26 protein-coding genes are annotated in these 23,724 nt (G+C 62.7%); 19 read left to right on the forward strand and 7 right to left on the reverse strand.

Annotated features, from left to right (window positions below; genetic code table 11):
• Window positions 1–123 precede the first annotated feature (123 nt).
• Window positions 124–339 carry an AlpA family transcriptional regulator gene (locus tag Q0897_RS14835; protein WP_299310170.1) on the reverse strand — a complete coding sequence of 72 codons (216 nt, stop codon included), beginning with the start codon at window positions 337–339 and terminating at the stop codon, window positions 124–126.
• Window positions 332–823: a hypothetical protein gene (locus tag Q0897_RS14840; protein ID WP_299310171.1), complete on the reverse strand. Its 492-nt coding sequence runs from the start codon at window positions 821–823 to the stop codon at window positions 332–334. The genes Q0897_RS14835 and Q0897_RS14840 overlap by 8 nt, the downstream gene beginning before the upstream one ends.
• A 374-nt stretch (window positions 824–1,197) precedes the next feature.
• On the opposite strand from Q0897_RS14840, the gene Q0897_RS14845 reads away from it, so the two are divergent.
• From Q0897_RS14845 to Q0897_RS14930, 18 genes are read left to right on the forward strand one after another with little or no spacing between them, the layout of a single operon-like run.
• Complete coding sequence (locus Q0897_RS14845; RefSeq protein WP_159797553.1) at window positions 1,198–1,512, forward strand: hypothetical protein; 315 nt, start codon at window positions 1,198–1,200, stop codon at window positions 1,510–1,512.
• A 34-nt stretch (window positions 1,513–1,546) separates the two neighbouring features.
• A complete protein-coding gene (gene traL / locus Q0897_RS14850) occupies window positions 1,547–1,834 on the forward strand; it encodes a type IV conjugative transfer system protein TraL (protein ID WP_299310172.1) in 288 nt (95 codons plus the stop codon).
• Window positions 1,835–1,847: 13 nt separating this feature from the next.
• Entirely contained in the window at window positions 1,848–2,414 is a 567-nt protein-coding gene (locus Q0897_RS14855; protein ID WP_299310173.1) for a type IV conjugative transfer system protein TraE, read from the forward strand.
• On the forward strand, window positions 2,411–3,226 hold the full coding sequence (locus tag Q0897_RS14860; protein ID WP_299310174.1) for a type-F conjugative transfer system secretin TraK: 816 nt from the start codon (window positions 2,411–2,413) through the stop codon (window positions 3,224–3,226). Before Q0897_RS14855 ends, Q0897_RS14860 begins: the two co-directional genes overlap by 4 nt.
• Window positions 3,226–4,542, forward strand: coding sequence for a TraB/VirB10 family protein (locus Q0897_RS14865; protein ID WP_299310175.1), 1,317 nt, complete (start codon window positions 3,226–3,228; stop codon window positions 4,540–4,542). The genes Q0897_RS14860 and Q0897_RS14865 overlap by 1 nt, the downstream gene beginning before the upstream one ends.
• Window positions 4,539–5,402: a DsbC family protein gene (locus Q0897_RS14870; protein WP_299310176.1), complete on the forward strand. Its 864-nt coding sequence runs from the start codon at window positions 4,539–4,541 to the stop codon at window positions 5,400–5,402. The genes Q0897_RS14865 and Q0897_RS14870 overlap by 4 nt, the downstream gene beginning before the upstream one ends.
• Window positions 5,399–5,968: a hypothetical protein gene (locus tag Q0897_RS14875; protein ID WP_299310177.1), complete on the forward strand. Its 570-nt coding sequence runs from the start codon at window positions 5,399–5,401 to the stop codon at window positions 5,966–5,968. Before Q0897_RS14870 ends, Q0897_RS14875 begins: the two co-directional genes overlap by 4 nt.
• Complete coding sequence (gene traC / locus Q0897_RS14880) at window positions 5,965–8,526, forward strand: type IV secretion system protein TraC (protein ID WP_299310178.1); 2,562 nt, start codon at window positions 5,965–5,967, stop codon at window positions 8,524–8,526. The genes Q0897_RS14875 and traC overlap by 4 nt, the downstream gene beginning before the upstream one ends.
• Window positions 8,523–8,912 (forward strand): hypothetical protein, encoded by a 390-nt coding sequence (locus tag Q0897_RS14885; RefSeq protein ID WP_299310179.1) that lies wholly within the window; start codon window positions 8,523–8,525, stop codon window positions 8,910–8,912. Before traC ends, Q0897_RS14885 begins: the two co-directional genes overlap by 4 nt.
• The gene (locus Q0897_RS14890) at window positions 8,905–9,282 is read left to right on the forward strand and encodes a TrbI F-type domain-containing protein (protein ID WP_299310180.1); all 378 of its coding nucleotides are present in this window, start codon (window positions 8,905–8,907) and stop codon (window positions 9,280–9,282) included. Before Q0897_RS14885 ends, Q0897_RS14890 begins: the two co-directional genes overlap by 8 nt.
• A complete protein-coding gene (locus Q0897_RS14895) occupies window positions 9,279–9,785 on the forward strand; it encodes a S26 family signal peptidase (protein WP_299310181.1) in 507 nt (168 codons plus the stop codon). Before Q0897_RS14890 ends, Q0897_RS14895 begins: the two co-directional genes overlap by 4 nt.
• Window positions 9,785–10,417 (forward strand): type-F conjugative transfer system protein TraW, encoded by a 633-nt coding sequence (traW, locus tag Q0897_RS14900; protein ID WP_299310182.1) that lies wholly within the window; start codon window positions 9,785–9,787, stop codon window positions 10,415–10,417. The genes Q0897_RS14895 and traW overlap by 1 nt, the downstream gene beginning before the upstream one ends.
• Window positions 10,414–11,427, forward strand: a complete 1,014-nt coding sequence (gene traU, locus Q0897_RS14905) for a conjugal transfer pilus assembly protein TraU (RefSeq protein WP_299310183.1) — start codon at window positions 10,414–10,416, stop codon at window positions 11,425–11,427. Before traW ends, traU begins: the two co-directional genes overlap by 4 nt.
• Window positions 11,424–12,179: a type-F conjugative transfer system pilin assembly protein TrbC gene (gene trbC / locus Q0897_RS14910; protein WP_299310184.1), complete on the forward strand. Its 756-nt coding sequence runs from the start codon at window positions 11,424–11,426 to the stop codon at window positions 12,177–12,179. The genes traU and trbC overlap by 4 nt, the downstream gene beginning before the upstream one ends.
• Window positions 12,176–13,900 carry a conjugal transfer protein TraN gene (locus tag Q0897_RS14915; RefSeq protein WP_299310185.1) on the forward strand — a complete coding sequence of 575 codons (1,725 nt, stop codon included), beginning with the start codon at window positions 12,176–12,178 and terminating at the stop codon, window positions 13,898–13,900. The genes trbC and Q0897_RS14915 overlap by 4 nt, the downstream gene beginning before the upstream one ends.
• Entirely contained in the window at window positions 13,900–14,718 is an 819-nt protein-coding gene (locus Q0897_RS14920; protein ID WP_299310186.1) for a conjugal transfer protein TraF, read from the forward strand. Before Q0897_RS14915 ends, Q0897_RS14920 begins: the two co-directional genes overlap by 1 nt.
• Window positions 14,708–16,153, forward strand: a complete 1,446-nt coding sequence (locus Q0897_RS14925) for a conjugal transfer protein TraH (RefSeq protein ID WP_299310187.1) — start codon at window positions 14,708–14,710, stop codon at window positions 16,151–16,153. Before Q0897_RS14920 ends, Q0897_RS14925 begins: the two co-directional genes overlap by 11 nt.
• 9 nt (window positions 16,154–16,162) lie before the next feature.
• Window positions 16,163–18,868: a conjugal transfer protein TraG N-terminal domain-containing protein gene (locus Q0897_RS14930; RefSeq protein WP_299310188.1), complete on the forward strand. Its 2,706-nt coding sequence runs from the start codon at window positions 16,163–16,165 to the stop codon at window positions 18,866–18,868.
• Between the two features lies 1 nt (window position 18,869).
• Here Q0897_RS14930 and Q0897_RS14935 read toward each other — a convergent pair whose 3' ends face one another.
• Together Q0897_RS14935 and Q0897_RS14940 are read right to left on the reverse strand one after the other, a co-directional pair.
• Window positions 18,870–19,079: a hypothetical protein gene (locus Q0897_RS14935; protein ID WP_239806603.1), complete on the reverse strand. Its 210-nt coding sequence runs from the start codon at window positions 19,077–19,079 to the stop codon at window positions 18,870–18,872.
• Window positions 19,076–19,408, reverse strand: coding sequence for a hypothetical protein (locus Q0897_RS14940; RefSeq protein WP_299310189.1), 333 nt, complete (start codon window positions 19,406–19,408; stop codon window positions 19,076–19,078). Before Q0897_RS14940 ends, Q0897_RS14935 begins: the two co-directional genes overlap by 4 nt.
• A gap of 110 nt (window positions 19,409–19,518) precedes the next feature.
• Between Q0897_RS14940 and Q0897_RS14945 the strand changes: the two genes are divergently transcribed.
• Window positions 19,519–20,154 carry a S24 family peptidase gene (locus tag Q0897_RS14945; protein ID WP_299310190.1) on the forward strand — a complete coding sequence of 212 codons (636 nt, stop codon included), beginning with the start codon at window positions 19,519–19,521 and terminating at the stop codon, window positions 20,152–20,154.
• A gap of 24 nt (window positions 20,155–20,178) precedes the next feature.
• Here the strand turns inward: Q0897_RS14945 and Q0897_RS14950 are convergent, their stop codons facing one another.
• Genes Q0897_RS14950 through Q0897_RS14960 form a run of 3 tightly spaced genes read right to left on the reverse strand, consistent with a single transcriptional unit; the run spans window position 20,179 to window position 23,554 of the window.
• Window positions 20,179–21,843, reverse strand: a complete 1,665-nt coding sequence (locus Q0897_RS14950) for a VRR-NUC domain-containing protein (protein ID WP_299310191.1) — start codon at window positions 21,841–21,843, stop codon at window positions 20,179–20,181.
• Complete coding sequence (locus Q0897_RS14955; protein ID WP_239806599.1) at window positions 21,840–22,886, reverse strand: nucleotidyl transferase AbiEii/AbiGii toxin family protein; 1,047 nt, start codon at window positions 22,884–22,886, stop codon at window positions 21,840–21,842. Before Q0897_RS14955 ends, Q0897_RS14950 begins: the two co-directional genes overlap by 4 nt.
• The gene (locus Q0897_RS14960; protein WP_299310192.1) at window positions 22,883–23,554 is read right to left on the reverse strand and encodes a DUF6088 family protein; all 672 of its coding nucleotides are present in this window, start codon (window positions 23,552–23,554) and stop codon (window positions 22,883–22,885) included. The genes Q0897_RS14955 and Q0897_RS14960 overlap by 4 nt, the downstream gene beginning before the upstream one ends.
• Window positions 23,555–23,724: the final 170 nt, after the last annotated feature.

Genomic DNA, 23,724 nt, shown 5'->3' on the forward strand with positions numbered 1-23,724 from the left:
CGTGCGCCTTGATCAATCAGGCACCGCCACATCGCCGTCCGAACAACACGAAGCGGTAGCCTCATGAATAGGACGGGTTAGCAAGTTCGCTCGACATTCTCCCAGTTCCCAGATCGGAAGCGTTCAATGGACCTTGCTTGCAATCCAATGTTCGATATCGTCCTCGGTCCAAGCTACGACACGGCCCCCAAGATGGACTGGTTTGGGAAAATTCCCGTGAGCTATCCAGCGGTAAATCGTCGAGCGACCAAGTCCGGTCCGATGCTGAACCTCCCTTATCCTGAGTAGACGAGTCGGTTGCTCGGGCACCTCGACCTGATGAATTGTGAATTCAGACATTGGATGACTCCCGCTCGCCAGAAAAGAAATTGCCGAGGAACTCGTCCTTGCGCTCAAGTTCAGCGACGTGATCGGCAAGCATCCTTGCGACCCTGTTCGCCGTTCCTTTCGCCCACCGCGATTTCACATCGCCAACATTGTCACCAAGAGATCGCTGTAATGCTTGCGGAAACTCCGCGCTGAACTCCTCTAAGAACTCAGCCAGGTCCGATTGCAACCAGTCGATTGCCTGGTCCTCTCCGCAAACCAGGAACAGCAGCAGGTGCGCACGGGGCGCAACGCGGCTCGCTTCGAGTACACGAAGGGCTTCGCCCACGGTTGCCGAGCGCTCCCCTTGCAAGACACGCCGCAGGGCATCCTTGTGAAGTCGCGCATCGGCAGCAACATCGCACTTGGCCCGCCCGCTCGCATCCACTGCGGCAGTCAAAAGGCGGGCCAGTCCGAGGCGAATCCGTTCCTCTGAGTATTCTGTTTCGTCAGTCACGAACGACTCCCTTCTGCAATCACTCAAGGTTCGACTCGAGAGCTAGAGCGAAGGACGGATGTAGGAAAACGAAAAGAACATAAATGGAACAGATAGGAAGCATCGAATCGCTTCAGCCCGATGATTCGCGCAAAATCCGGTCGCCAAATCTCAAATCCCGGCAACCTGCGCTCAGAATACGACAAACACCGCGCATAATCCCACCGTGCTAGCGCGCGATCCGGCCTCGCCTGCGCGATTTGTCGCTTTTTGCTTGGTCACACGCCGCAATCTTGCGCCGCCCCATTTCCTACATCGCTGCTCCGGTTGAAGGAAAGAACATACAGCGAACACGAAACTCGCTGTTGTCGATCAACCAACCGGAGTTTTCCTTCATGACCACCAAGACCCTGACCCGTTCCACGCCGCGGATGCGCGACTACATGGTGCCCGCGGCACTGGCGCTCGCGATTGCGGGTGCCGCCTATGCCGGTGCCGATACGACCTTCGATCCGGCGCTCACCATGTTCACCGACTTCCTCGAAGGCTCGGGCGGCAAGATCATCACCGTGCTCTCGCTGGCGGGCGGCCTGATCGCGCTTGCTTCGGGACGTTTCGCGCTCGGCCAGGTGGCCGTGCCCGTAGGCGTCGGGATCGGTGTCGGCACCGGCGTTCCGATCGTCACCTCTGTCGTGACCGCGGTCATCTGACGCGTTCCTCGCGGTTCACGACAGGGAGGGCGGCATGGCCGACAGGTATATGGTTCCACGGCGGCTCGACGATCCGGAGCTTATCGGCTTCTGGACCGTGGACGAGTTTGCGGGGATGCTGATCCCCTTTGCCTGGGGCATCCTCACGCAGCACATCATCATCGGCACTGGCCTTTCGGTCATAGCCTGGTTCGGCCTGCGGAAGGCGAAGTCAGGTAACAAGGGCGCGAAGCTGGTGCATGCTGCCTACTGGTACCTGCCGGGGTCATTCCTCGGATTGAAAGCCACGCCGCCCTCCCATTGCCGCCTGCTCGCAGGCTGAGGGGAGGAAACCGATGCAATCCGAATTCGCGCACGAACAGGCCCAGCGTCATCTTGCCCAGCGCAACCGCTTTGCCGCGCTGGTGGGCGTGCTCGGCGTCACCAGCCTCATCGGCATCGGCGCCGCCGTCACCGGCGACGAGGCGATCGTGCTGGTCCCGATTACTGCCGAGACGCTGACTGTCTCGAGCGGCGGGGTGGACGCGCATTATCTCGAGCTCGTCACGCGCGACACCGCGTTGATACTGCTCAATCGTGCGCCCGAAAGCCTCGACTACTGGATGGAGCAGATCCTCAAAGTGGCCGATCCGGCAGCGCACGGTCGTCTCAAGGCCGAGCTGGTTGCCATTGTCGAGGAGCAACGCGGCTCGGACATCAGCCAGGCCTTCGTCATCCGCGCAATGGAGGTCGACACCAAGGCGCTGACCTCGACGGTCAGCGGCACGCTCAAGACCTTTGTCGGCGCGCAGGTGATCGCGAGCCAGGAGCGCAGCTTCACATTCCGCTGGTCGCGGCGGGGGCTCAGCCTCGCGCTCACCGGCTTCGAACAGAATTCAACTCCAGAGGACCATGACCAATGAACCTCCTCAGCAATCCAGCCTCCGCCGTGCTTGCCGCAACCGGTCTCGGGCTTTTCAGCGTAGGCGCGCGCCAACGCCGCGATGTCGCCTTGAAACTCGCCGGCCTGACCGCGCTCGGGCTTGCGTTCGTGCCGACGCCCGCGCTGGCCGACCAGTTCATCGAGGCGAGCGATGGCTCGACGATCGACTGCGAACTGGCGCGCGGTGAGCTCACCCGTATCGCGCTTATCGAGGACGGTTTTGCCAATGTCTCGAAGATCGCCAGCGGCTTTCCCTATAACGACTTTCAGGTGACGCATGAGCCGGTGCGCGGCGACATCTATATCTCGGTCCCGCCGCAATATGCCTCGGACCGGATCAGCTTCTTCGCCACCAGCCAGGCGGGCCATGTCTACAAATTCGCCTGCCGCCTTGGCGGCAATGAAGCGACCCAGCTCTTTATCACCAATCCCGCACTTGCCCGTAGCGAAGCGAAAGAATGGCAGGCAAGTGCAAGTGCGTCGGACAATGCCATCCGGCTGATCGAAGCAATGGCGAGCGATGCGGTCCTGCCTGGCTTTGCCGCGCGCGCCGAACTGTCGCGACCGCGCCGCACCGGTTCGATCGAAGTGCAGCAGGTCGCGCAATATGACGGCGCCGAGCTAACCGGCCAGCGCTTCCTGATCCGCAATCTTGGCGGCGAAGCACTGGACCTTGCCAGCGAACGCGAAGCCCCTGCAGGCGCGCTCGCCTTTGCCTATGGCCGCGAGAGCCTCGCTCCCGGCGAAGCGACCAGCGCCTTCCTTGTCTTTGCAGCAGGAGGGCTCGAGTGATGGCCGAGGCAGACGACACCAGGGGCAAAAGCGAAACCCGCCCGACCGAACCCAGGGACGCAGGGCGCAAGGACACGCGGCGCAATCTCAATGCCAATATTGCGCAGCGGCAGAAGCTGTTGCTCGCCGGAATTGGCGGCGTGGCACTGCTGGCCGGGGCCTGGTTCATCCTTGACGATGACGACAGTGCCTCCGCTGGCAGCGAGGGCGTCGCCAGCATCGACACCGGCGGTCTCGTCAATCGCAACCTCTCGCAGCGCGAGTTCGTCGCCACCTATGGCAACCGGCTCGATGCGCAGGGCCGCGCCATCAAGGACCTGCAGGATACCCAGCTCCCGCGCCCCGAGATCGAGCAGGAATTGGAAGCCATGCGCGCCGAGAACGCGCGGATGATGAGCGACGGGCAGGTCGCGATCGATGCGATCTCGGCGGAGAATGCGGCGCTGAGGACCGAACTCGAGCGCTCGCGCGAAGCGGTACCTGCTGCGCCTATCATGCCGCCGCCTGCCTACGGGCCCGGCGTGACACCGCCCGGCGAGAGCAATGGCAATGCTATCCCTGCTGCCGCGCGAGCCGGTGGGCTCGACATGCTGACCTTTGGCGAACGCACACCCGCGAACGCGCGGCCCGCCGCTGCCGAACGCGCGCCAGCGCTGATGCTCGAAGCAAGCCGCGATTACCTGCCGCCCAATTCCTATGCTCCGGCGCGCGTCATCGTCGGGGTCGATGCCTCGACCGGGGTTGCCAGCCAGACCGATCCGTTGCCCGTGGTCCTCAGGATCACCGGCCCTGCGCGCTCGGTCATGCGCGGGAACGAACTGCTCTCGACCGATATCACCGGCTGCCTCGTCAATGGCGCGGCGCGCGGCGATCTCTCGGCGGAGAAGGTCTATGTCCAGCTGGTGCGCATGACCTGCGCCCAGCCCGGCGGCCGCTATGCGGTCTCCGAGGTCAAGGGCTTCATCGCCTTTGCCGGCAAGTCGGGCGTGCGCGGCCGCGTCGTCAGCCGCGAAGGCAGCCTTGTCAGCCAGGCGCTGCTTGCAGGGATCGTTGGCGGGTTCGGGCGCGGGTTCTCCGCCAATGCCAACGGCATTTTCACCGGTCAGGTCGGAGCCAATGGCCAGCGCGAGGCGCTCTCGCCAACCGATATCCTTGCCGGCGGCATCGGACAGGGCGCGGGCGAAGCGGCCGATACGGTCAGCCGCTACCTCATCGAACGCGCCGAACAATACCAACCAGTCGTCGAGATGCCGACCGGCATCGAGGTCGAGATCGTCTTTCTCGACGGCGTCCATGTCAGGAGCACACCCCAATGAACTTTTCCGAGAACCAGCCCGGCCTCAAGGCCCGCCTCGCCCACGTCGCTATTGCCGCGAGCAGCGCAGCCGCAGTCCTGACCGTTGGCGTCAGCGCGGTCACCGCCATGCCCGCAACCGCACAGGATCTGGCCAGCGAAGTCGCCGAGGCGCTGCAACTGCGGCTACCCAAGACGCCGATCGACGAGATCGCCTGCGACCGGTTCGGTCCCTGGTGCGAGGTCGTCTCGGGCGAGACGCTGTTCTATATCGACAAGAGCGCGCGCTACCTGCTGGTCGGGCGTCTCTACGACATGGAAGAGCGGCGCGATGTCACCGCCTCGCGGCTGCTCGAACTCAACCCCGACCTGATCGCGGCAGGCGCAGCGCGCGCCAACCCGTCTGCAAATGAAAATGCGGCCGTCGCGCCGGTTGCGGACACAGTCAATCTTTCCACCCTGCCCGCCGAAGGCGCAATTCATTGGGGGAACAAAAAGGGTCCAAAGCTTATCGTCTTCTCCGATTTCCAGTGCGGCTATTGCCGTCGCCTGACAGGTGAACTCGGCAAGGCGGGTGTGCTGGTCGAGGAACGACCGATCTCCATCCTCGGCCAAACAAGCCGCCGCCTTGCCGAGACCGTGATCTGCGCCAGTGATCCGGCAAGCGCGCTCCACCAGGCTTATGAAGGCGCGCTCGATCCGAGCGGGGCAAGCTGTGCCGAGACGCGTGGGCTCGATGCCAACGAGGCCTTCGCGCGCGCCAATGGGTTTGCAGGAACCCCGGTCATCGTGCGCGCAAGCGATGGTGCGGTGCTTCACGGCTACCGCGATGCGGCCACGCTGCGCGAGTTTGCAGCCCACACGAAGGAGCAGCGCAAATGAGCGCGCTCTCGTATATGCGCGCACCGGGCCTTGCCTTGCTCATGCTGACGGGCGGCTGCTCGACGCTAGGCGGCAATGTGTCGGGCGACTTTGCCTGCCGCGCGCCCGAAGGGTCGTGCGCACCGACAACGCTGATCGATGCTGCGGCCACCGGGATCGATGCGCAGGTAAATGCAGTGCCAGTACCGGCAACAGCGCCCACAAACGCGAGCGGCCAGAGCCTGCGGATCGTGCTAGCCGGCTATCGCGACGAAGCAGGCCGCACGCACGAGGCGCGCGTGGTCCATGTAACCCTGCCCAAACCGGCAGGCGCAAACTGGCGCGTGCCGCAGCGCACGGGCGAGGTCCTGCGCGCGATTGGCAACTCGATCGAAGCATCCAACGATGCACGATCGAACGCTTCCACCCACACCTCCGAGCACATGCCGGACGTGCTGCTTCCCCCCTGGCAGCACGTTCCGGCAGAGCCCGGCGCTGACGCGCCGGCAACAGGGGCACCCGGCGCCGAGCAGGCAGCCCGCGTCCGGGTGCCCCACCCTTCCCAGACCCAAGGAGACGAGGAATGAACCTCTCTTTCGCTGCTGCGCGCGACGCGCTCATGGCAGGCCTGTTCGCCGATACTGACCGCGCCGAGAAGGGTGCTGCGCATTTCGCGCTCGACATGCTTTCCGACTGGCTTCCATACCGCGTCTATGACGAGCGCGCGGGGCTCTACCGCAACCGTGCCTCGAAAGGCTTCGTGCTCGAAGTGACGCCGCTTGTCGGGGCGGACGAGCGCACCGGCGAGATCCTCGGGCAGTTCTTCTCCGAAGGCCTGCCGCCCGGTGCCTGCCTGCAGGTGCTCAACTTCGCCTCGCCCAGGATCGGCAATGTCGTGGCCCCCTGGTTTGCGCCGCGCTACGAACAGGGCGGGATCTACGAAGCCATCGCCAGGGCCCGCACGAGCCGGTTCTACGATCTCGTTTGGCAGTCAGGGAGCGCGCATGCACCGTTCCATGCGCGCAGCAGCCGTCTGGTCGTCTCCCTGGGCGTACCGGTACCGGGCAGTATCAGCGATGCGGAGCTAACCGAATGCCGCGAAGGCCTGCTCGGCATGCTCCATTCACTGGGCCTGCACGCCGCGCCGCTTGAACCCGCTGGACTTCTCGCGCTCATCGACGAACTGACCTCGCCCACCACGGCGCGCGAGCCCGACCGGATCGACTGGAACCCGCACGAGACGTTGGATGTGCAAGCCATCCGCCGCGATATCGAACTCGAGGTCGAGGACGACCGGCTGATCTTGCGCACCGAGCGCTTCCGCGAGACCGGACGCGACCGGCAGGGCGTGCCGCAGGTTGGTGAATGCTATCCCGACCGCTTTGACTTGCGCCACTATGCCTTCCGCACCGCGCCCGAACGCTGGGCGCCGTGGGAATGCGCGCGGCTGATCGGCGATATGTTCACCGACAAGCTGCGCTTCCCCTGTCCTGCCGCCACCATGCTGTGCCTCGTCTATCCCGACCAGGAAGCCGCCGCCGCGCGAGCGGGCTACAAGTTCATGCGCACGACCAGCCTTGCCGATACCAAGAGCGCGCGCTTCCTGCCGCGTCTTGGCGAGCAGTCGGCCGAATGGAAGCACGTCCAGGCCGAGCTCCAGGAAGGCAAGAAGCTGGTCAGGCTCTTCTACGGGCTCACCACCTATTCGCCGCTCGGCGAAGGCGATGCCCACGAACGAGTGGTGAAGGCCATCTACAAGGCGGCAGGCTGGGATCTTGCCGACGAACGCTTCCTGCAATTGCAGGGTCTGGTCGCGGCCTTCCCGCTGAGCCTTGCCGACGGCCTCTCGGCGGACATGACGCGTTTGAAGCGCCTTCGCACCATGCTCTCGACCACGGCCGCCAATATCGCGCCGATGCAGGGCGAGTATCTCGGCGGCCCCGTCCCGCACCTGCTGCTCGTGGGCAGGCGCGGCCAGCCCTTCTTCTGGTCGCCGTTCGAGAACGGGGCGGGCAACCACAACATTGCGATCTGCGGCAAGTCGGGTTCGGGCAAGTCGGTGCTGCTGCAGGAGCTTTGCGCCGCCCTGCGCGGCGCAGGCGCCAAGGTCGTCGTCATCGATGACGGGCGCAGCTTCGAGCATTCGGTGAAGCTGCAGGGCGGGCGTTTCGTCGAGTTTACGCTGGCCTCGGGGTTCTCCCTCAATCCCTTTTCGCTGATCGACGATGTCCGCGCCGAAGTCGACGAGGATTACCGGCTCGATTGCTTTGCCATGGTGAAAGCGATCGTCGGGCAGATGGCGCGGCCCAGTACCGCGCCTTCGGACACCGAACGCGGCCTTATTGACAAGGCGATTGCGCAGGTCTGGGCGAGCCTTGGCAGTGGCGGATCGATCGACGATGTCGCCCTTGCCTTGCACGAAGGTGAGAACGAGACCGGCAAGGAGCTGGCGCTCGCCATCGCCCCCTTCTGCCGCGGCGGCAGCTATGCCGGGTTCTTTTCCGGCAAGGCTAGCTTTGCCTTCGACGATGATTTCACCGTCTTCGAGATGAGCGATCTCGCAAGCCGCGAGGAACTCAGGAGCGTGGTCCTCTCGGCGATCATGTTCATGACTGGCCAGGCGATGACGCGCTCATCGCGGTCTACCAGGAAGCTGCTGCTGATCGACGAGGCCTGGGCCATGCTCAAGGGCGGCTCGATGGGCGAGTTCGTCGAGACCTATGCCCGCACCGCGCGCAAATATGGCGGCGCGCTCGCTACCGCTACGCAGTCCTTGAACGACTATTACAAGTCCGACGGTGCGCGCGCCGCGCTCGAGAACAGCGACTGGATGCTGGTGCTCCAGCAGAAACCCGAGACCATTGCCGATTTTCGAAAAGAGGCGCGCCTCGACATGGACGACCGCACCGAGACGCTGATCCGCAGCCTAAAGCGCTCAGGGTCCGAATACAGCGAGCTCTATATCAAGGGCCCCGAGGTCGAAGCGGTGGGACGGCTCGTGCTCGACCCGCTCTCGGCAACGATCTTCTCCTCCGATCCCGACACCTACGCCGCGATCCATAGCCATGTCGAAAGCGGCATGCCGCTCGACAAGGCCATCGCGCTCGTCGCCGGCCGCCCTGACGTTCTTGGGGGAGAGGCATGATGTGCATGCATGTCGAAACCATGCTCGACCGGATCGAGCACGGCAATCTTCCTAAGCCCCGGATCGCGATCAAGCCCATGGTGCAAGGCACCTGCCTGGTGCTGATCGAGGCGGCGGGTTTTGCCGCGAGCACGCTGCTCATAGTGCTCGGCCTGCCGCTGTTCGTCTTCCTGTTCCTCGCCGGATGGGATTTGGGACTGCTCTTCGCCCAGCTTGGCAATCTCGCGGATCATTACGCCAGCGCCGAGGGACCTGCGCGCATCGCCTTCAGCCGCGACCTGCAGCTGGCGTTCCTGATCCTTGCGGGCGGGTTCACCTTGCTGCGCCTGCCAAGCTTCATCCGGCGTCTTTGCACAAAGCTCGAGCGGGAGGTGCCACATGACTGAGCAAGCTTCCCCCCGCCCGCTGGCCTTGAAGATCGCCGCCACGCTCGCAATTGCGGCTGTGTTGCTCTGGGCAGGCTGGATCACCCGCGCGGTGCTGATGGACGAGCCGCCGCGGATCGTCACTGTCCGGCTTGCCGAGACCATCGGCCAGTTTATCGACGAGGCTGCGCGCGCCGATGCCGATCCCGCCACCGTGCAGGCCGCCAGCCTCGCCTACCTCCAGGCTGCCGAGCTAGCGGTCGCCGATATGGGCAAGGACGGGCGCGTCGTGCTGGTCGCCGAAGCCGTGCTTGCCGGCGCTGCCGAGGACGCAACCCCCGAACTCGAAGCCCGCATCGCGGCAATGCTCGAGGTGGAGGCACAGCCATGACACGCCTTTTCAACTGGAAGCGCGTCGCCCTGCTGTGCGGCCTCGTCGCGCTTCCGCTCGCCTGGGCGCCAATCGACGCTTTCAGCAAGAGCCATGCCTTCCTCATCAATGCCAGCCCGAGCCTTCCCAACTGGGCTTTCTGGCTCGACAAGGCAGCGCCCATCGAGAGCGGCAGCCTCATTTTCTTCAAGCCGCCCGCAAGCACGCTCGTGGCGAAACATTTCGGGGAAGACCCGCAGATGTTCGGCAAGAAGGTCATTGGAACGCCGGGCGATGTGGTCAGCCATCATGGCATGCAAGTCTTCGTCAACGGGAAGCAGGTCGCCACCCGGCTTGCCCGGACCCGGCTTGGCATCACGCTGACGCGCGGTCCTGACGGACCAGTCCCCGACAACTGCTTCTATGTCGGAACCGATCATCCGCGCGGGTTCGACAGTCGCTACGGCGAGATCGGCTTTGTCTGCCGGGGTCAGATCCTCGGCAGCGGAAAGGCGATCCTGTGATGCGCCGCGCCCTTCTCATATTCGCCCTCGCGCTCGCCTTGCCCGCGACCGCCCATGCCCGCGACTACGGCCAGCGCGGAACGGTCTTTCCCGTGCTGGAACGCGACCTCCTCGAACAGATCCAGTCGCGGCTCACCACAATGGAAGCTTCGGGCGAGACCGCGCGGCTCAACGAGGAACTGAAGCGCCGCACGCTCGCGCGGGTCGAACGCCCCGCGCCCGTTGCCGGAATTGCGCACGCCAGCGAAAGCCGCTCGTGGGTCTTCGATCCGACCATCGCCTTGCAAGAGGATATCAGGGGTGCGCGCGGCGAGCTCATCCATGCCGCCGGGACGCGCGTCAACCCGCTCGACAGCGTGGAACTGCGCAGTGACCTCCTTTTTCTCGATGGCGACGATGCCGAGCAGCTCGCCTGGGCGCTGCGCCAGCAAGGTACGCCCAAGCTTATCCTTGTAAATGGCGCACCGCTGCAGCTGATGCGCGCGCGGCAGCGGCGTTTCTATTTCGACCAGCAGGGAACGCTCACCTCGCGCTTCGGCATTACTGCCGTGCCAGCGCGCGTGCGCCAGCGGGGTCGCCAGCTCGATGTCAGCGAAATCGCGCTCCCCGCAAGGACGGAGGCAGGCCAATGAGCGCCCTCCGCAAACTCCTTGCCGCGGCGCTTGCGATGCTCTCGCTAACCCTTGCCACGCCCGCCGCAGCGGGCGGCGAGCCCGGCAAATGCACCGGCAGTTTCGTCAACCCGATTACCGATATCTGCTGGTCTTGCCTGTTCCCGATCTCGATCGGGGCGCTCGATATCTGGCCCTCTAACCGTCCCGATCCCGACAATCCCGACCTACCCTTGTGCCTGTGCGGTATTCGCCCCGGCATCGCCATGGGCTTCTGGGAGCCGGTAAGGCTTGCCGATGTCAGTATGAAGCCCTGGTGCTTCGTCAATTTGGGCGGCACCAAGCTCGATCCCGGCTTCGATATCGGCTTCCGCTCGATCTCGGGCCCCTCGGCGGTAGGCGGGGCGAGCCAGTACTATTCGAGCTGGCACGTCCACTGGTACGCCTATCCGCTGATCTACTGGATGGAGATCGTCGCCGATTTCCTCTGCCTTGAGCCCGGCTCGATCGACATTCTCTACATCTCCGAGATCGATCCGCTGTGGCAGGATTCCGAACTCACCGCGATCATCAACCCCGAGGCCGTGCTCTTCGCCAATCCACTGGCATTGGCCGCTTGCGCGGCCGATTGCGCCGCATCGACCGCCAACCTGCCGCTCGACGAGATGTTTTGGTGCGCCGGCTGCCAGGGTTCGATGTACCCGATGAACGGCAATGTCTCGGCCTCGATCGGCCACGTGCAGGCTTCACGGCTCGTGCTCTCGCGCTTTGCCTACAAGCTCCACCGCGAACTTGTCTCCTGGGGAACGATGGGAAGCGCCGGGCTTTGCGGCAAGTACCTCATGCCGGTGATGAGGAAGCAGCAATACCGCTTCCAGATGACCAACCCCAATCCGGCGACCTCGGGCCGCTACGCCTGCCCGCCGATTGGCGCCTCCACCACGCTCCAGGAACCCGGACAGGTCATTCCCGCCATCGGCGAGGACATGGGCTATCTCGTCTGGCGAAAGAGGAATTGCTGCGCGCTATGAAACACACCTTTCCCCTACTCGTCGCCATTGCGCTCCTGACCGCCGCCGGCTTTGCCGCCGTCGCGGCGCAGGACACCGATCCAGAGTTTGATCTCGAAGAGATCCGAGCGCGGGCCAATGAGTTCACCGAAGATGCCAAGGCGCTTGCGACCAGTGTGCGCAATCGCGCCGAGACGCTGGTCGAGGATGCGCGGACAACGCAGAGCGAGGCGCAAGCCAATCGCGCCGCCTATTTCGCGAGCGTCGGAGCAGAAAGCTCGGGCGAGGTGCTCGATTTCGATGCCATGGTGCGCGAACAGGCCGCTGCCGAGCGCAGCACAATGGGCACCAGCCCGCGTTTCATCGCCTTTGCCTCGCTTTCCATGCCAGAAGCTTCATTGAAGGCCCTGGTACAGGACATGGCGCGCGCGGGCGGTGTCACCGTGCTGCGCGGCTTTCCCGAAGGCAATGCCGATCTCTTCAAGCGGCGCCTGGCGTCGATCTGGAGCGATGGCAGCGAGACAGGTGCGCTCGGGATCGATCCGCGGCTGTTCCGCGCCTTCGATATCGAGGCCGCACCGAGTTTCGTCATGCTCGGCGGCGATTTCAGCCCTTGCGACGGCTTCGATTGCACCAGCCATGTGCCCCCGCACGACCGCCTCGCGGGAAATGTGAGCGTTGCCTACGTCCTCGAGACTTTCGCCGGAGGCGGCGGTCCCGGGGCCACTGCCGCTCGCCATCGCCTCACCCAGCTTGAAGGAACCCGGCCATGAAACTGGCACCAATCCTCGCCTGCCTGCTGGCCCTCGCCTTGCCGGGAAGTGCATTATCCCAATCGCCCGATGCCGCGCGCGCCGATGGCAAGGAAACCGCGCGCGAGCTTCTCGAGACCGCACGAAGCAGTGCTTCTGCGCCGGTCGATGCCAATCGCCTGCCCAATTTTGATCCGGCAGGCGTGCAGGGCCTCGAGACGCTGGCCGACGATCCCGACCGGATCGATAACAATTCGCGAAGCGCGGCACAGGTCCACGAAGGCTATCGGGCGATGGAAGAAAGCCTCGCGCGCCGCGCGCGGTTTGATCCCAGCGAAATCGAGGCGGTGATCGCGCGCGCGGGCGCGATCAGCGATGCCCCGCTCGACTATACCAGCGGAATGGCCATCGGCGGCAGCCAGGGCCAGTGCGTTGAACTGCCGCCGGGTTCGGCCTCGGCAGGCACATACATCGCCACCTGCAACAGCGGAACCTCGGGCGAACTGGTCGATGCCAGCTGCACAGCGAGCCTCGTGCCGGAAGTCACGACGACCAGCGAATTCGACTACTATTGCCTGCCGAACAATGCGCCCGATGACGGCAAGTGGTCGTGCACGAACTATACTGGCGGTAGCTGCTATCTCTACCAGACCGCTTTCATCCATTGCGCGAGCCTGCCACAATTCTCGAGCATCCCGTGCCGCGGGCAGAACATGATCGAGGTGCATCGCTTCCGCTGCGGCGAGCAGATCGGTGGCTTCGCGCCTGACGATGTGACCACCACCCGGACGGTCGATGTGCGGCTCGACGACAGCCAGTGCCTGCCGCTTGCCCAGGCCTCTACCTGCTCACAGGTCACCGAGACCTGCACCGATGCCAGCCCTCAGACGCGGGTGGTCGATGGCGTCTCGATCACCCGCAGCTGCTGGGAATGGCAGCGCGACTACCAGTGCCTCGACACAGTGTCGGGCAATGACTGCGGCGAAATCGAAGCCAATTCCGAATGCCGGTTCCTCCGCGAGGAATGTCTCACCGACGAGACGCCCTGCCAGACCAGCGAGCGGCTTTACGAGTGCGCCTTGCCGCCCGATGGCTCGGCACCTGCGCAATATATCTGCGATGGCGACGTCTATTGCATCGACGGCTCGTGCGAGACCATCGAGCGGACCGCCAATGACGAGTTCAAGGATGCCGTCGTTGCCTTGAACGCGATGAACCAGGCGCGCGGCGAATTCGATCCCGACACGCTCACGCTCTTTACCGGCACGCGCAACACCTGCTCGTCCAAGGTCTTCGGCATTCTCAACTGCTGCAAGGGCAAAGGCTTCCCGCTTATTCCGGGGATCGGCCTGCTGGTGGCGCTGGGCTGCGACCGCGAGGAAGTGCTGCTTCACGAGCGCGATGCGCAGGGCCTTTGCGCCTATGTCGGCACCTATTGCTCGGACAAGTTCCTCGGAGTCTGCCTCACCAAGCGCAAGGCCTATTGCTGCTTTGAGTCGAAGCTCTCGCGCATCCTCCAGGAACAGGGCCGTGCACAGCTGCCCAAGCCCTGGGACGCGCCCAAAGAAGAAGCCTGCGAAGGCTTCACGCTCGACGAGTTCGCGCAGCTGGACCTCAGCCAGATGGATTTCTCCGAAGTCTATGCCGAGTTCACCGAGGCGGCACGCCTGCCCAACGAACTCGAAACCAGCGTGCTGATCCAGCAGAAAATCGAAGACTACTATGCAAGGAGCAACCCGTGATGCGCCGTGCCGCCCATTCCATCCGCCTCGCGCTGGTGCTGTCGTTGACCGTGCTTACTTCCGCCAATGCAGCCATCGCGCAGGAAAGTCGGCCCAGCGTCAGTACTGCTGACACGCTCTACTGCCAGGAGCGGCAGCTCGGATATTGGTTCTACTGCATCGACCCCGATCCGGAGCCGCGCGAGGACGAGGCAACCTCGATCCCGACGGCAAGCGCGGCTGAAGAACTCGACGCCATAACCGGCGAGCTGCGCGAGTTGAAAGCCCAGGCGATCCTCTATCCCACGCCTGCAAACGTCACCGCCTATATCCGCTTCCAGCGCGAACAACTCGACCGCGCCTCGCTCTTTTCCGATGTCTGGCAGCGCGCGCTCTGGCAGGATCCCGCGCTCGATTATACGCTCGAACGCCCGGTCGGCGCGCTCGCCAAAAGGCAATGGCAGGACGCGCGCGCTGCCGAGCGCGACGTGGTCATGGCGCGGCTGTCACAGCGTTACGGCCTGTTCTATTTCTTCGCCCAGACCTGCGGCGCCTGCGAGGTCATGAGCCCGATCGTCAAATCGGTCGCGGAGCGGTGGCGCATCACCGTGCGCGCCATCTCGACCGATGGCGGACCCTCGCGCCACTTCCCGAACTACACCGTCGAAAATGGCCAGCGCCCGCGCATGGGCCTCGAGCCCGGCATCACCCCTGCGGTCGTCCTGTGGGACAGCGAGACCCGCCGCCCGATCCCGATTGGCTACGGCGTGCTCTCGGCCGACGAACTGCAGGACCGCATCTACCTCCTCACCACCAGGGAAGCCGGCCATGACTACTAGGATCGGAAAATTAGCACTCACGCTGAGCGCGCTCGCCATGAGCACCGCACCGATTGCCGCATCGGCGCAGGACGTCGGCGACAGCATGGACCGGTTTATGGATGACATGGGCGCGGCGGCCAATGTCACCGGCCCGACTGCCTTCGAAGGCCAGTCGGCAGGCTATTACTCCATGGGCAATGTCTGGACGCGCTTTCCGCAGAAGACCACCAACATTGCCAATCTCCAGCTGCCGCGAGCACGGGCAGGTTGCGGCGGTATCGATATCTTCGCCGGGTCCTTCTCCTTCATCAATGCAAGCGAAATGGTCGCGCTCTTGAAAGCCGTCGCCAACAACGCGGTGGGATTTGCCTTCAGCCTCGCGATCGACACGATCTGCCCCGAGTGCAACAAGATCATGCAGGAGTTTTCGCAAAAGGCGCAGCTCATGAACGAGCTGTCGATCAACTCCTGCGAAATGGCGCAGGGCCTTGTCGGCGGTGTCTGGCCGCAGGGCGATCTTGCCGACAAGGCGATCTGCGAAGCGATCGGCAATTCGACCGGGATCTTTACCGACTACGCCGCTGCCAAGCATGGCTGCGGCACGCGCGGCCAGCGCGAAAGCACCAACAATGCCGGCGGAACCGACTTCGAGGACGTCAACCCCGGCGTGCCGCGCAATTATACCTGGCACGTGCTCAAGGAGAGCGCCTTCTTCAATCCCGGTGGCACCTTCGACCGCGATCTGGCCGAATATGCCATGACGCTGATCGGCACAGTGATCTATGTCCCGCCGAGCGACGATGATCCGGGCAGCTTCGTGCCCTTTGCCAGCGATGCTTCCTCGACGCTGGTGACCGCGCTGCTCGACGGGACGCAGGGTCAGAGCGTCCAGGTCTTTCGCTGCGACGAGCCCGATCTCTGCCTCAACCCCACCTTCCAGCAGCTGAGCCTGTCGTCGGCCAAGGCAATCCGTCCGCGCGTTGCGACCATGATCGGCAATATGGTGGAAGCGATCCGCGAGGATACCGCGATCGGCGCTGCAGAGATCGAATTGCTGCAGGTGGCTTCGCTCCCCTTGTACAAGATCCTCACCGTCCAGGCCGCCTATGGCCGCGGCATGGCGACCGATGATCGCGCCACGCTTGCCGAGGTCACCAGCATCGACCTGCTGCACGCGATCCTCGAGCGGATTTCTTCCGAAGCGAGCCGCTCGATGGCGAGTTTCATTGCCGCCGACGAAGCCAAGCTGACGCTCTGGCGTTCGCAGGTTGCCGAGGTCCGAAACCAGCTCGCCAGCAGGCAGGCCACCGGACAGGCACGCGTGACCGCCATCGTCCAGATCATCGAGAAGACCGCGATGATCGAGAACATGCTCGCCGCTTCCATGTCGCCTTCGATGGCCGCCGCGCTCGACTGGTCGCGCGGCATCCAGTCGCGCTCGATCGTTCCTTGAGGTAATCCCATGGTCGAAGTCTACACGGTCGGCGGCGGCGAATATCTCGTCAACGTCTTCAACGCGGTCGCCGCCTGGACCGGTGCGGGAGGTTACAAGAGCCTGATCCAGGTCGCGCTCGTCATGGGCATGGCGCTTGGCGTCATTGTGCTCGCCTTCAATCAGGACTGGCGCGCCTGGGTGAACTGGTTCCTTGGCGCAACGCTCATCTACATGTGCCTGATGGTGCCGCGCATGGACGTCCATGTCACGGACCGCGTCAATCCGAGCCTCGCGCCTGCAGAAGTCGCCAATGTCCCGCTGGGCCTTGCGCTGATGGCGAGTTTCACCAGCCAGGCAGGCGACTATCTCACCCGCTCGGCCGAACTGGTCTTCGGCCTGCCCGACGACCTCAACTATTCGAAGAACGGGATGATCTACGGCGCCCGGCTCCTGGAAGCGACGCGGGGCCTGCGCATTTCCGATCCCGAATTCGCCGCCAATCTCGACGAGCATTTCAAGCAATGCGTGTTCTACGACGTGCTGCTCGGCCGCTATTCGATGCAGGAGCTTGCCGAGAGCGCCGACATCTGGGCGACCATTGGCCCCGGCAGCGAAGCGCGCGCGCAGCGTTTCCTCATCCGCGACGTCAACACCGGCGAGGTGACTTCGGTCGTCACCACCTGCCGTGAAGCCTACAACACGCTTGGCACCCAGTGGGCGAGTCTCATCGATGATATGGGCAGCGCCTTCGGGCGCCAGCTCTATCCGCGTCAAACCGAAGCACTCGCCCGCGCCAAGCTCTTTGCCGACCTGCCCATTGCCTACAGCTACCTCTCAGGCGTTTCGAGCAATGCCAGCGGCATCTTCCGCCAGGTCCTCTCGATCAACGCCATGAACCAGGCGATGCACGGTTTTGCCGGGGCGAGCGGCATGGGCAGCATCGATGTCTTCGCCCAGACCCGCGCCGATATCCAGACCGAGCGCACCTATTCCTCGATCGCGCACAATTCGATGAAATGGGTGCCGATCCTCAATGTCGTGCTGACAGTCGTCTTCTACGCCCTCTTCCCGGTACTGTTCCCGCTTTTCCTTATGCCGCGGACCGGGCCGATTGCGCTGCGCGGCTATGTCACCGGGTTCTTCTACCTTGCCGCATGGGGACCGCTCTTCGTGATCCTCCACATGATCCTCATGTTCAAGGGTGCGAGCGATGTGGCTGCTGCGGGTGGCGACACCGGTCTCAGCCTGGCGACTTTTGCCGGAATGTCCGATGTAAACTCCGATATCGGCGTGCTCGCCGGCTATCTAGTCGCGTCAATTCCGTTCCTCGCGGGCGGCGTGGCGCGTGGCGCCATGGCGATCTCGGGCCAGGCGACCTCCTACCTCAATCCCAGCCAGAACGCCGCCGAGGAGGCCGCGCGCGAAGCGAGCACGGGGAACATCTCGCTCGGCAACACCAATCTTGAGAATTCGTCGGTCTTCTCGCGGCAGTTCGCGCAGGGCAATCTGGCACCCAATATCGCCTATGGCGCGGGCCAGACGCGCAGTTTCGGCGATAGCGGCACACAAACCACGGGCTTTCCAGTTGCCGAGTTCGCTCACGTTCCGACCTCGAGCTATCCCTTCTCGCCGACGCTGGGATCGGACTTCTCGAGCAGGCTGTCGACCATTGCCGGGCAAAGCCGCAGCCAGAGCGAGACCTATTCCAACCTCGCGCAGCAATCGACGAGCTCGGCGATCACTCGCTTCTTCGAACTTCGCGATGCCTATTCGACCGGCCAGTCGAACGAGACCGTCAGCGGCACCTCGTCGGGAGACAGCATCGGCACCGCCTTCAGCGAGATCGACAATGCCTCGCGCACGCTGCAGCAGCAGTTTGGCCTCTCACGGCGCGCCTCGGACGACATCACCGTCTCGTGGTTCCTGAATGGTGACGCGGGGCTGGGCCTTCGCGGGCAGAGAGGGCCGTTACGCGGCGATATTGGTTTGCGTGGTGGGCGAAACCAAAGCTGGACTGACAGCGATATCGGCATCGCCTCGGAAGATCGCTCGCGACTCTTGGCCGCGCTCACACAGATCTCCGAGAGCCGCAACTGGTCGAGCACACGCGAAGGTTTCCTGCGCGAGACGAGCGCAAGTTCGGAGAGCCTGGTTTCGACCACTGCCTCGGGCCTCAACACCTCGCTCACCGAGGCCCAGAGTTACACTATCGAGGCCCGCCGTGCCGAGGAGCTTGCCAGCCGTCTCGAGGACCAGGCAAGCTGGTACGAGAGTGCCAATGCTGCGGGTACGCTCAATCTCAGCCAGGCCTATCGCGAATGGGGAATGGCCGAGATCGAGGCCAATCGCGACTATTATGGCCCTGTCCGCTTCGACGATATCGCGTTTCAGATGAGTCCAGCCGGACAGCAATTGCAGGCTCGCTTTGTCGCCAGCTACGCCGACCGCATCCACGAAGATATCGAGGGCGAGCTTACCTTGCCCCCGGCCGCACCAATCTCGCGACCGAGTGTTGGGAGCAGAGGTGACGTCCGCGGGTCTGTGCGATTGGGATCGGTGCCAGGAAGCCTGTCGGAACCTTCATCCGCGCGGGAAGATATCGGCCGCGCGGTAGACCGTGTGCAGAGCCGCGGTGGGGACCGGGTCGATACCGTTGGAGACTACCTCGAGGGCCGCACACGCAATGCGCGGGGAGCAAGCGCGGAAGCGGCCGACGAGATCAAGGAATGGTAGGTCAGAGCAGGCCGTCGTAGATCACGACAAAGATAACGAATGCGACGAACAGTACGGCAAAGAGGATCAGGCCAGCTCGGCTCCAGGGGTCCGCCCACGCCTTCGTCCAACTGTACGCGGTCATTCGATTTTCAGCGATAGCTCGATCGATTTCGCGAAAGCCCTGCCAGTCTTCCTTAGATGGCGGCGGAGAGTTGTCAGGATTGGTCATCGATTGTCTCCTTCGCCAGATCCAGAGTGGCCTCTCCTCTTGGACGCGCCAGTCTCGAGCCTGTCGAGCGTAGCCGAATTGTCCAGATATTTGAATTGCTCACTCGCACGCCCGTTCGTGATGCGGTCGTTCCCACACTGGCATGCACACGCCTCGGCGCCACACTCCGCAAGGTAGGCTTCCAGCCGCATCACGGTTTTGCGGCGCGGATTACGGCCATTCCTGAGATCGAGCACGAAGCGGGGATCGCCGACCGCCTCCCTCCCGAAGGTGGTCGCCGAAATGTCGTTATCTCTCAGATGGTTTTCGATCCGTTCCAGGAGGGTCATCTACAACTCGCATCGCTTCAAGAATCACTTGTGTTCTTGTTATGTTCTTAGTAGGAAGACATCCTCAGGTCTAGGAAGAATCCTACGATCCAGAACGAAGGCACGAGACGATGGAACATGTCCGACAAGAGCTCGACCGGCTCCTGCGTGAGCGGGGAAGCGGCTACGCCGCGATCTCGCGGATGCTCGGTCGCAACCCCAGCTACATCCAGCAGTTCATCAAGCGCGGTTCGCCCAAGACGCTCGAACCGGATGATCGCCGGATGCTCGCTTCCTTCCTGGGCGTCGACGAACACGTGCTCGGCGGGCCGGATAAGAGCGACAATGACGGCATGGTCGAAATCCCCATTCTCGATGTCCAGGCCTCAGCTGGGTTCGGGGCGATTGCGGCAAGCGAAAATGCCTACACAAGGTTCGGCTTCGACGAACGTTGGCTGCGCGCGCTTACCCCTGCCAAGAGCGCAAGCCTGTCGATCGTGCGCGTGCTGGGGGATTCGATGGAACCTACCCTCAGCGACGGTGACGAGGTCCTCGTCGATGCATCAGATCATGGTTCCCGGCTGCGCGATGGCATCTATGTCCTGCGCACGGACGATGTGCTGGCTGTCAAACGCATCGCCATCAAGCCGGGGGCGCGGCAGATCACCGTTGCCAGCGACAATCCCGCCTATCCGACGTGGAACGATATGGATCGTTCCGAAGTGCACGTGGTCGGGCGGGTCATCTGGTTCGGGCGGGCTCTTTAGGTCGCCTGCCGAAGCGACGTCATTTCATGTCGTCGGCCTGACTTCCCCTAGACAAACGTCGAAGCCAAGAGGCAGAAGCAATTGCGATATCAGTCGCGCCTGACTTGCATGAAAGCTATCCGAAGGCGCCTTCACTTCGACAAAGCGGACCGTTTTGCCCTTCCACAGGGTTAAGTCGGGCCAGCCTGAGCGAAGATCATAGGGCGCGGTAGCAAAGACATTGGCAATCTCTGCAAGACGATCGCTACCCAATGCCTCGAAGAGGCCGAAGACATGCTCTGCACGGACGCTGGGATAGAATGCGGGAGTATCGCCTGCGCTCGCTGAGATGATCTTCCAGTTGTCTTCGATCTGGGACCGGGTCGCTCGGGAAACCGAGGCGAGGAGTTGGTCTTTGGCAAATTTGTCCTGCGCGAAGGCGACATTCTGAGCATAGAGCGCTTCGACAAACGTATCGGCGTGGCGCGGATCAAGCCTTGGGAATGATGCAGCCTTGATCAATGTGAGGATCAAGCCGCCTTCGGAGGCAGCACCTGACCATCCTTGTTCAAGATAGTGTTCGAGCGCGGCGAATTCGACCAATGACCAGTCGTGGACCGTGTAAAGTCTCCAGTCCTTGCCGGTGCCCTTGTCGAGCATGATCACATCGTGCCCGATACCAAGACGTTCGGCCTGCTTTTCAAACCGACTCTGTCTCCCTCTCGCGCGTTTGACCTCCTGCTGCCCCGTTTCCTTGCGAAGCTTTTCAACCCTCCGGGCAACACCCACCTTTGGATCCAGCCTCAGCGCATCATCATAGGCCTTGATCGCCTTTTCCGGCTCGCCTTCTGTTTCATGCAATTCGCCCAGAAGACGAAACGCGCGGGCCTGGCTCCAAATCTCTCCCTCGCGCGCTGCGCGTCTCAGTCCAGCGGCGATGTCTTGCCGCATTTCGCGGTCAAGGGGAGCTAGCGATGACAGGACATCCTTGATCACGCCCAGATCACCAGCAGCGATACGGCGGCGCCGCCAGCCCTCTCGATCGACCATGGTGCCGGCAAGGTCGTAGATCGCTTGCTCGCCGTCCTTCAGGCAAATCACTACCCTGCCGGCATCACAATTCCAATTATAGCCATCGGCCCAACCGGTCTCGACTTCCCATCGCGCGATCTCCCGACCAGCTTCGAGGTCGAAAAGCATGTATCGACAACTGTCGTCGCTCCCTGGGGCATTGGCTGTCTGGCAGATTGCGTAACGACCGTCGGGAGACAGGCCGTTACTCATGAGATTGGCAGAAAACTGCTGCGCGATGAGCGTTTGGCCCTGTGAATCGCAGGCTACAAATCGACCGTGCAAGCCATGTCCGAACATCCAGTCGTGAAGGATGAAAGTGCCGTTGTCGGCGACTTTCCCCTCCTGCGGTCGCTCAAGCTTGCCCGATTTCACGATACTCTCGTCGAAAAGCAGCGACCAGGAGCCGTGCCCGCTCTCGCGGTTTCCACCGCGCAAACCGTCAGGCGTTCGGTCGGTCCAGATCAGACGGAACCGGCGATTGGGCGACCTAGCTTGATGGCCAACAAAATCGAGTTGCGGAATGCTGACAAGACCGTGAGCGAACTCGTCGATCTCGAGCCTTTCCTTTGACCGCGCGACCTGCCCTGCCTGGTCGGGAGCACGCTTACCGAACAGGCGCTCGAAGAAGCCCGTCATGCCTGATCGTTAAGACGGTGCTGCAGGTCGGCCACCGCCTCTATCACTTCATCGAAGGGTGGCGGTTCGCCGAAGATCATGACACTCATTGCGCGATAGTCTTGGCGCAAATCATCGATCATCCCTTTCTCCGGACACAGAGCAAACGTTGGGGCATGTGCCGACGCCAGGTCAAACGGCGGCCTGTTGAAGAACATGCGAGCATGGGCGACGCAGTCTTCGCCCAGCGGCTGGTCTGCCAGCGCTGCCTGGCCAGCGTCGGACTGGAGCAAACGGAACACATCGTAGTAATGGCGAGAAACACGTTGTCCGTTGCCGCGCAGTTGTCCTCGAATGTCGTACCAGCGCCGCAGTCCATGCAAGATGACGACCTTGTCCCAGAAGGTACGCTCGGCATCGACAACGGTGACGTTTGGCACGGCGACGTCGATATCCGGCACGTCGGCATCGACATAGGGTGTAATGGTTCGCAGTGAATTTGGGTCGAGCGCAGATTTCGCCCCTGACTCGATCTTCACGGACTTGGCGATATAGGCGTCGGTCGGAGTTGCACTGGGATAAACCAACAATAGTGTCTGTCGGTCTTGTGGGTCGGGCTTCACCTGTAGTGCGCCAGCTTCGATCCCCGTGCGCGCGCACGTTTCGTCGCATATTGCCGCAAGCCGTTCCAGCAATGACCCGTTGATAAAGGCCTCACAGGCTTCGCGGATTTCGTCGAGCGCGGCTTGCCGTTTCTTGCCACTGAGCGCTGCGAGTTCTTCGACCGAAGCCGGATGTCCCAGATCATCGCGGAAGACAGTCACATCGATGTCTTCGGAAAAGCGTTCGATCAAACCGAAAGCCTTCGACAGCGAAGTGCCTCCCTTGAACAGCAGCCGCGGCCCCTCTCCAAGCCCGTTGAACAGCGCATCGAGCGTCCAGCAGACCCAGAGATCCTTTTCTACGTTCTGCGGCGTCGTACCGAGCCTCTGCGCGGTTGCTGTATATAGCCCGCTGCGTGTTTCTGCATCGGCACGCAGGATTTCATCGAATGAAGGGTTCACGAGAACGATGCCTGATCGCGCAGCAGAGGGCGGAGGAGATCCTGCATCCAGGCGGGAAGCGTAGCGAAGCCATCCGTCAGATCAGCTCGCAACTTTTCGCCGTGCAAAGGATCGGCGAGGAGGCTGATCAGGCGATCTTGCCAATCTGCAACATCGTCACCAGGCATCGTATCGCGCAGCCAGTGCAGGGCCTGAACGATCCGCATCGCCGGGCGCCCGGCCCAATAGAGTTTACTCGCAGCCGTCTGCTTGAATTCGATGGTGAGATTGCCAAGCTTGATCAACTTCGGCCTTGCTTCGCTGTGAACGACAATTTTCGCCGGCACTGCATTTGTAAGACCGAGGTCGTTTGCGGCCGTCATACCGTCAACCAGCACACGTATCTGATCGCGGCGCGCAACTGCCTCGACAATGGCACGATGATCGGGTGCACTTTTTTCCCTGGTCAGGCTGTTGATGCCCGGTTTGTCGTACAGTCCACGGTCAATCCTGCGCAGGTCTCCTGCCTTCACCAGGCGTTGAAGTGTCTTGTCGACAGCATCCCGGCTTGCGAGATCGAGGAAGTCCGATGGCGTCCAGACAGCATTCTTCGCCCCCTTTGCGATACGCTCGAGGATTTGCGACTTTAGCGGAGAGATTTCAACGCCCATGTCCGAAATATGTAGCATAATTTCGGACAAAGTCGAGCCGGAAGCTGTCCGAAAAATGTAGATGAATTTCGGACAGCACCGAAGGCCAATCCTTCCCGCCCCCTATAACCTTCCAGAATAATCCAGAAGCAAGAATTCGGCATTCGGAATATATGATGCAGAAACAGTCAATCAGTCGAATAAGAATG

It is taken from the genome of uncultured Croceicoccus sp., assembly GCF_947496385.1.
Taxonomy (GTDB): Bacteria; Pseudomonadota; Alphaproteobacteria; order Sphingomonadales; family Sphingomonadaceae; genus Croceicoccus.

Excerpts from the sequence above, each read along its gene's own strand:
- Q0897_RS14945 (WP_299310190.1), top strand. The coding sequence starts at position 19,519 with ATGGAACATGTCCGACAAGAGCTCGACCGGCTCCTGCGTGAGCGGGGA.
- traC (WP_299310178.1), top strand. The coding sequence starts at position 5,965 with ATGAACCTCTCTTTCGCTGCTGCGCGCGACGCGCTCATGGCAGGCCTG.
- traU (WP_299310183.1), top strand. The coding sequence starts at position 10,414 with ATGAGCGCCCTCCGCAAACTCCTTGCCGCGGCGCTTGCGATGCTCTCG.
- Q0897_RS14875 (WP_299310177.1), top strand. The coding sequence starts at position 5,399 with ATGAGCGCGCTCTCGTATATGCGCGCACCGGGCCTTGCCTTGCTCATG.
- Q0897_RS14925 (WP_299310187.1), top strand. The coding sequence starts at position 14,708 with ATGACTACTAGGATCGGAAAATTAGCACTCACGCTGAGCGCGCTCGCC.
- Q0897_RS14855 (WP_299310173.1), top strand. The coding sequence starts at position 1,848 with ATGCAATCCGAATTCGCGCACGAACAGGCCCAGCGTCATCTTGCCCAG.
- traW (WP_299310182.1), top strand. The coding sequence starts at position 9,785 with ATGCGCCGCGCCCTTCTCATATTCGCCCTCGCGCTCGCCTTGCCCGCG.
- Q0897_RS14890 (WP_299310180.1), top strand. The coding sequence starts at position 8,905 with ATGACTGAGCAAGCTTCCCCCCGCCCGCTGGCCTTGAAGATCGCCGCC.
- Q0897_RS14885 (WP_299310179.1), top strand. The coding sequence starts at position 8,523 with ATGATGTGCATGCATGTCGAAACCATGCTCGACCGGATCGAGCACGGC.
- Q0897_RS14845 (WP_159797553.1), top strand. The coding sequence starts at position 1,198 with ATGACCACCAAGACCCTGACCCGTTCCACGCCGCGGATGCGCGACTAC.
- trbC (WP_299310184.1), top strand. The coding sequence starts at position 11,424 with ATGAAACACACCTTTCCCCTACTCGTCGCCATTGCGCTCCTGACCGCC.
- Q0897_RS14865 (WP_299310175.1), top strand. The coding sequence starts at position 3,226 with ATGGCCGAGGCAGACGACACCAGGGGCAAAAGCGAAACCCGCCCGACC.
- Q0897_RS14870 (WP_299310176.1), top strand. The coding sequence starts at position 4,539 with ATGAACTTTTCCGAGAACCAGCCCGGCCTCAAGGCCCGCCTCGCCCAC.
- traL (WP_299310172.1), top strand. The coding sequence starts at position 1,547 with ATGGCCGACAGGTATATGGTTCCACGGCGGCTCGACGATCCGGAGCTT.
- Q0897_RS14950 (WP_299310191.1), bottom strand. The coding sequence starts at position 21,843 with ATGACGGGCTTCTTCGAGCGCCTGTTCGGTAAGCGTGCTCCCGACCAG.
- Q0897_RS14940 (WP_299310189.1), bottom strand. The coding sequence starts at position 19,408 with ATGACCCTCCTGGAACGGATCGAAAACCATCTGAGAGATAACGACATT.
- Q0897_RS14895 (WP_299310181.1), top strand. The coding sequence starts at position 9,279 with ATGACACGCCTTTTCAACTGGAAGCGCGTCGCCCTGCTGTGCGGCCTC.
- Q0897_RS14835 (WP_299310170.1), bottom strand. The coding sequence starts at position 339 with ATGTCTGAATTCACAATTCATCAGGTCGAGGTGCCCGAGCAACCGACT.
- Q0897_RS14930 (WP_299310188.1), top strand. The coding sequence starts at position 16,163 with ATGGTCGAAGTCTACACGGTCGGCGGCGGCGAATATCTCGTCAACGTC.
- Q0897_RS14935 (WP_239806603.1), bottom strand. The coding sequence starts at position 19,079 with ATGACCAATCCTGACAACTCTCCGCCGCCATCTAAGGAAGACTGGCAG.
- Q0897_RS14860 (WP_299310174.1), top strand. The coding sequence starts at position 2,411 with ATGAACCTCCTCAGCAATCCAGCCTCCGCCGTGCTTGCCGCAACCGGT.
- Q0897_RS14960 (WP_299310192.1), bottom strand. The coding sequence starts at position 23,554 with ATGCTACATATTTCGGACATGGGCGTTGAAATCTCTCCGCTAAAGTCG.
- Q0897_RS14915 (WP_299310185.1), top strand. The coding sequence starts at position 12,176 with ATGAAACTGGCACCAATCCTCGCCTGCCTGCTGGCCCTCGCCTTGCCG.
- Q0897_RS14920 (WP_299310186.1), top strand. The coding sequence starts at position 13,900 with ATGCGCCGTGCCGCCCATTCCATCCGCCTCGCGCTGGTGCTGTCGTTG.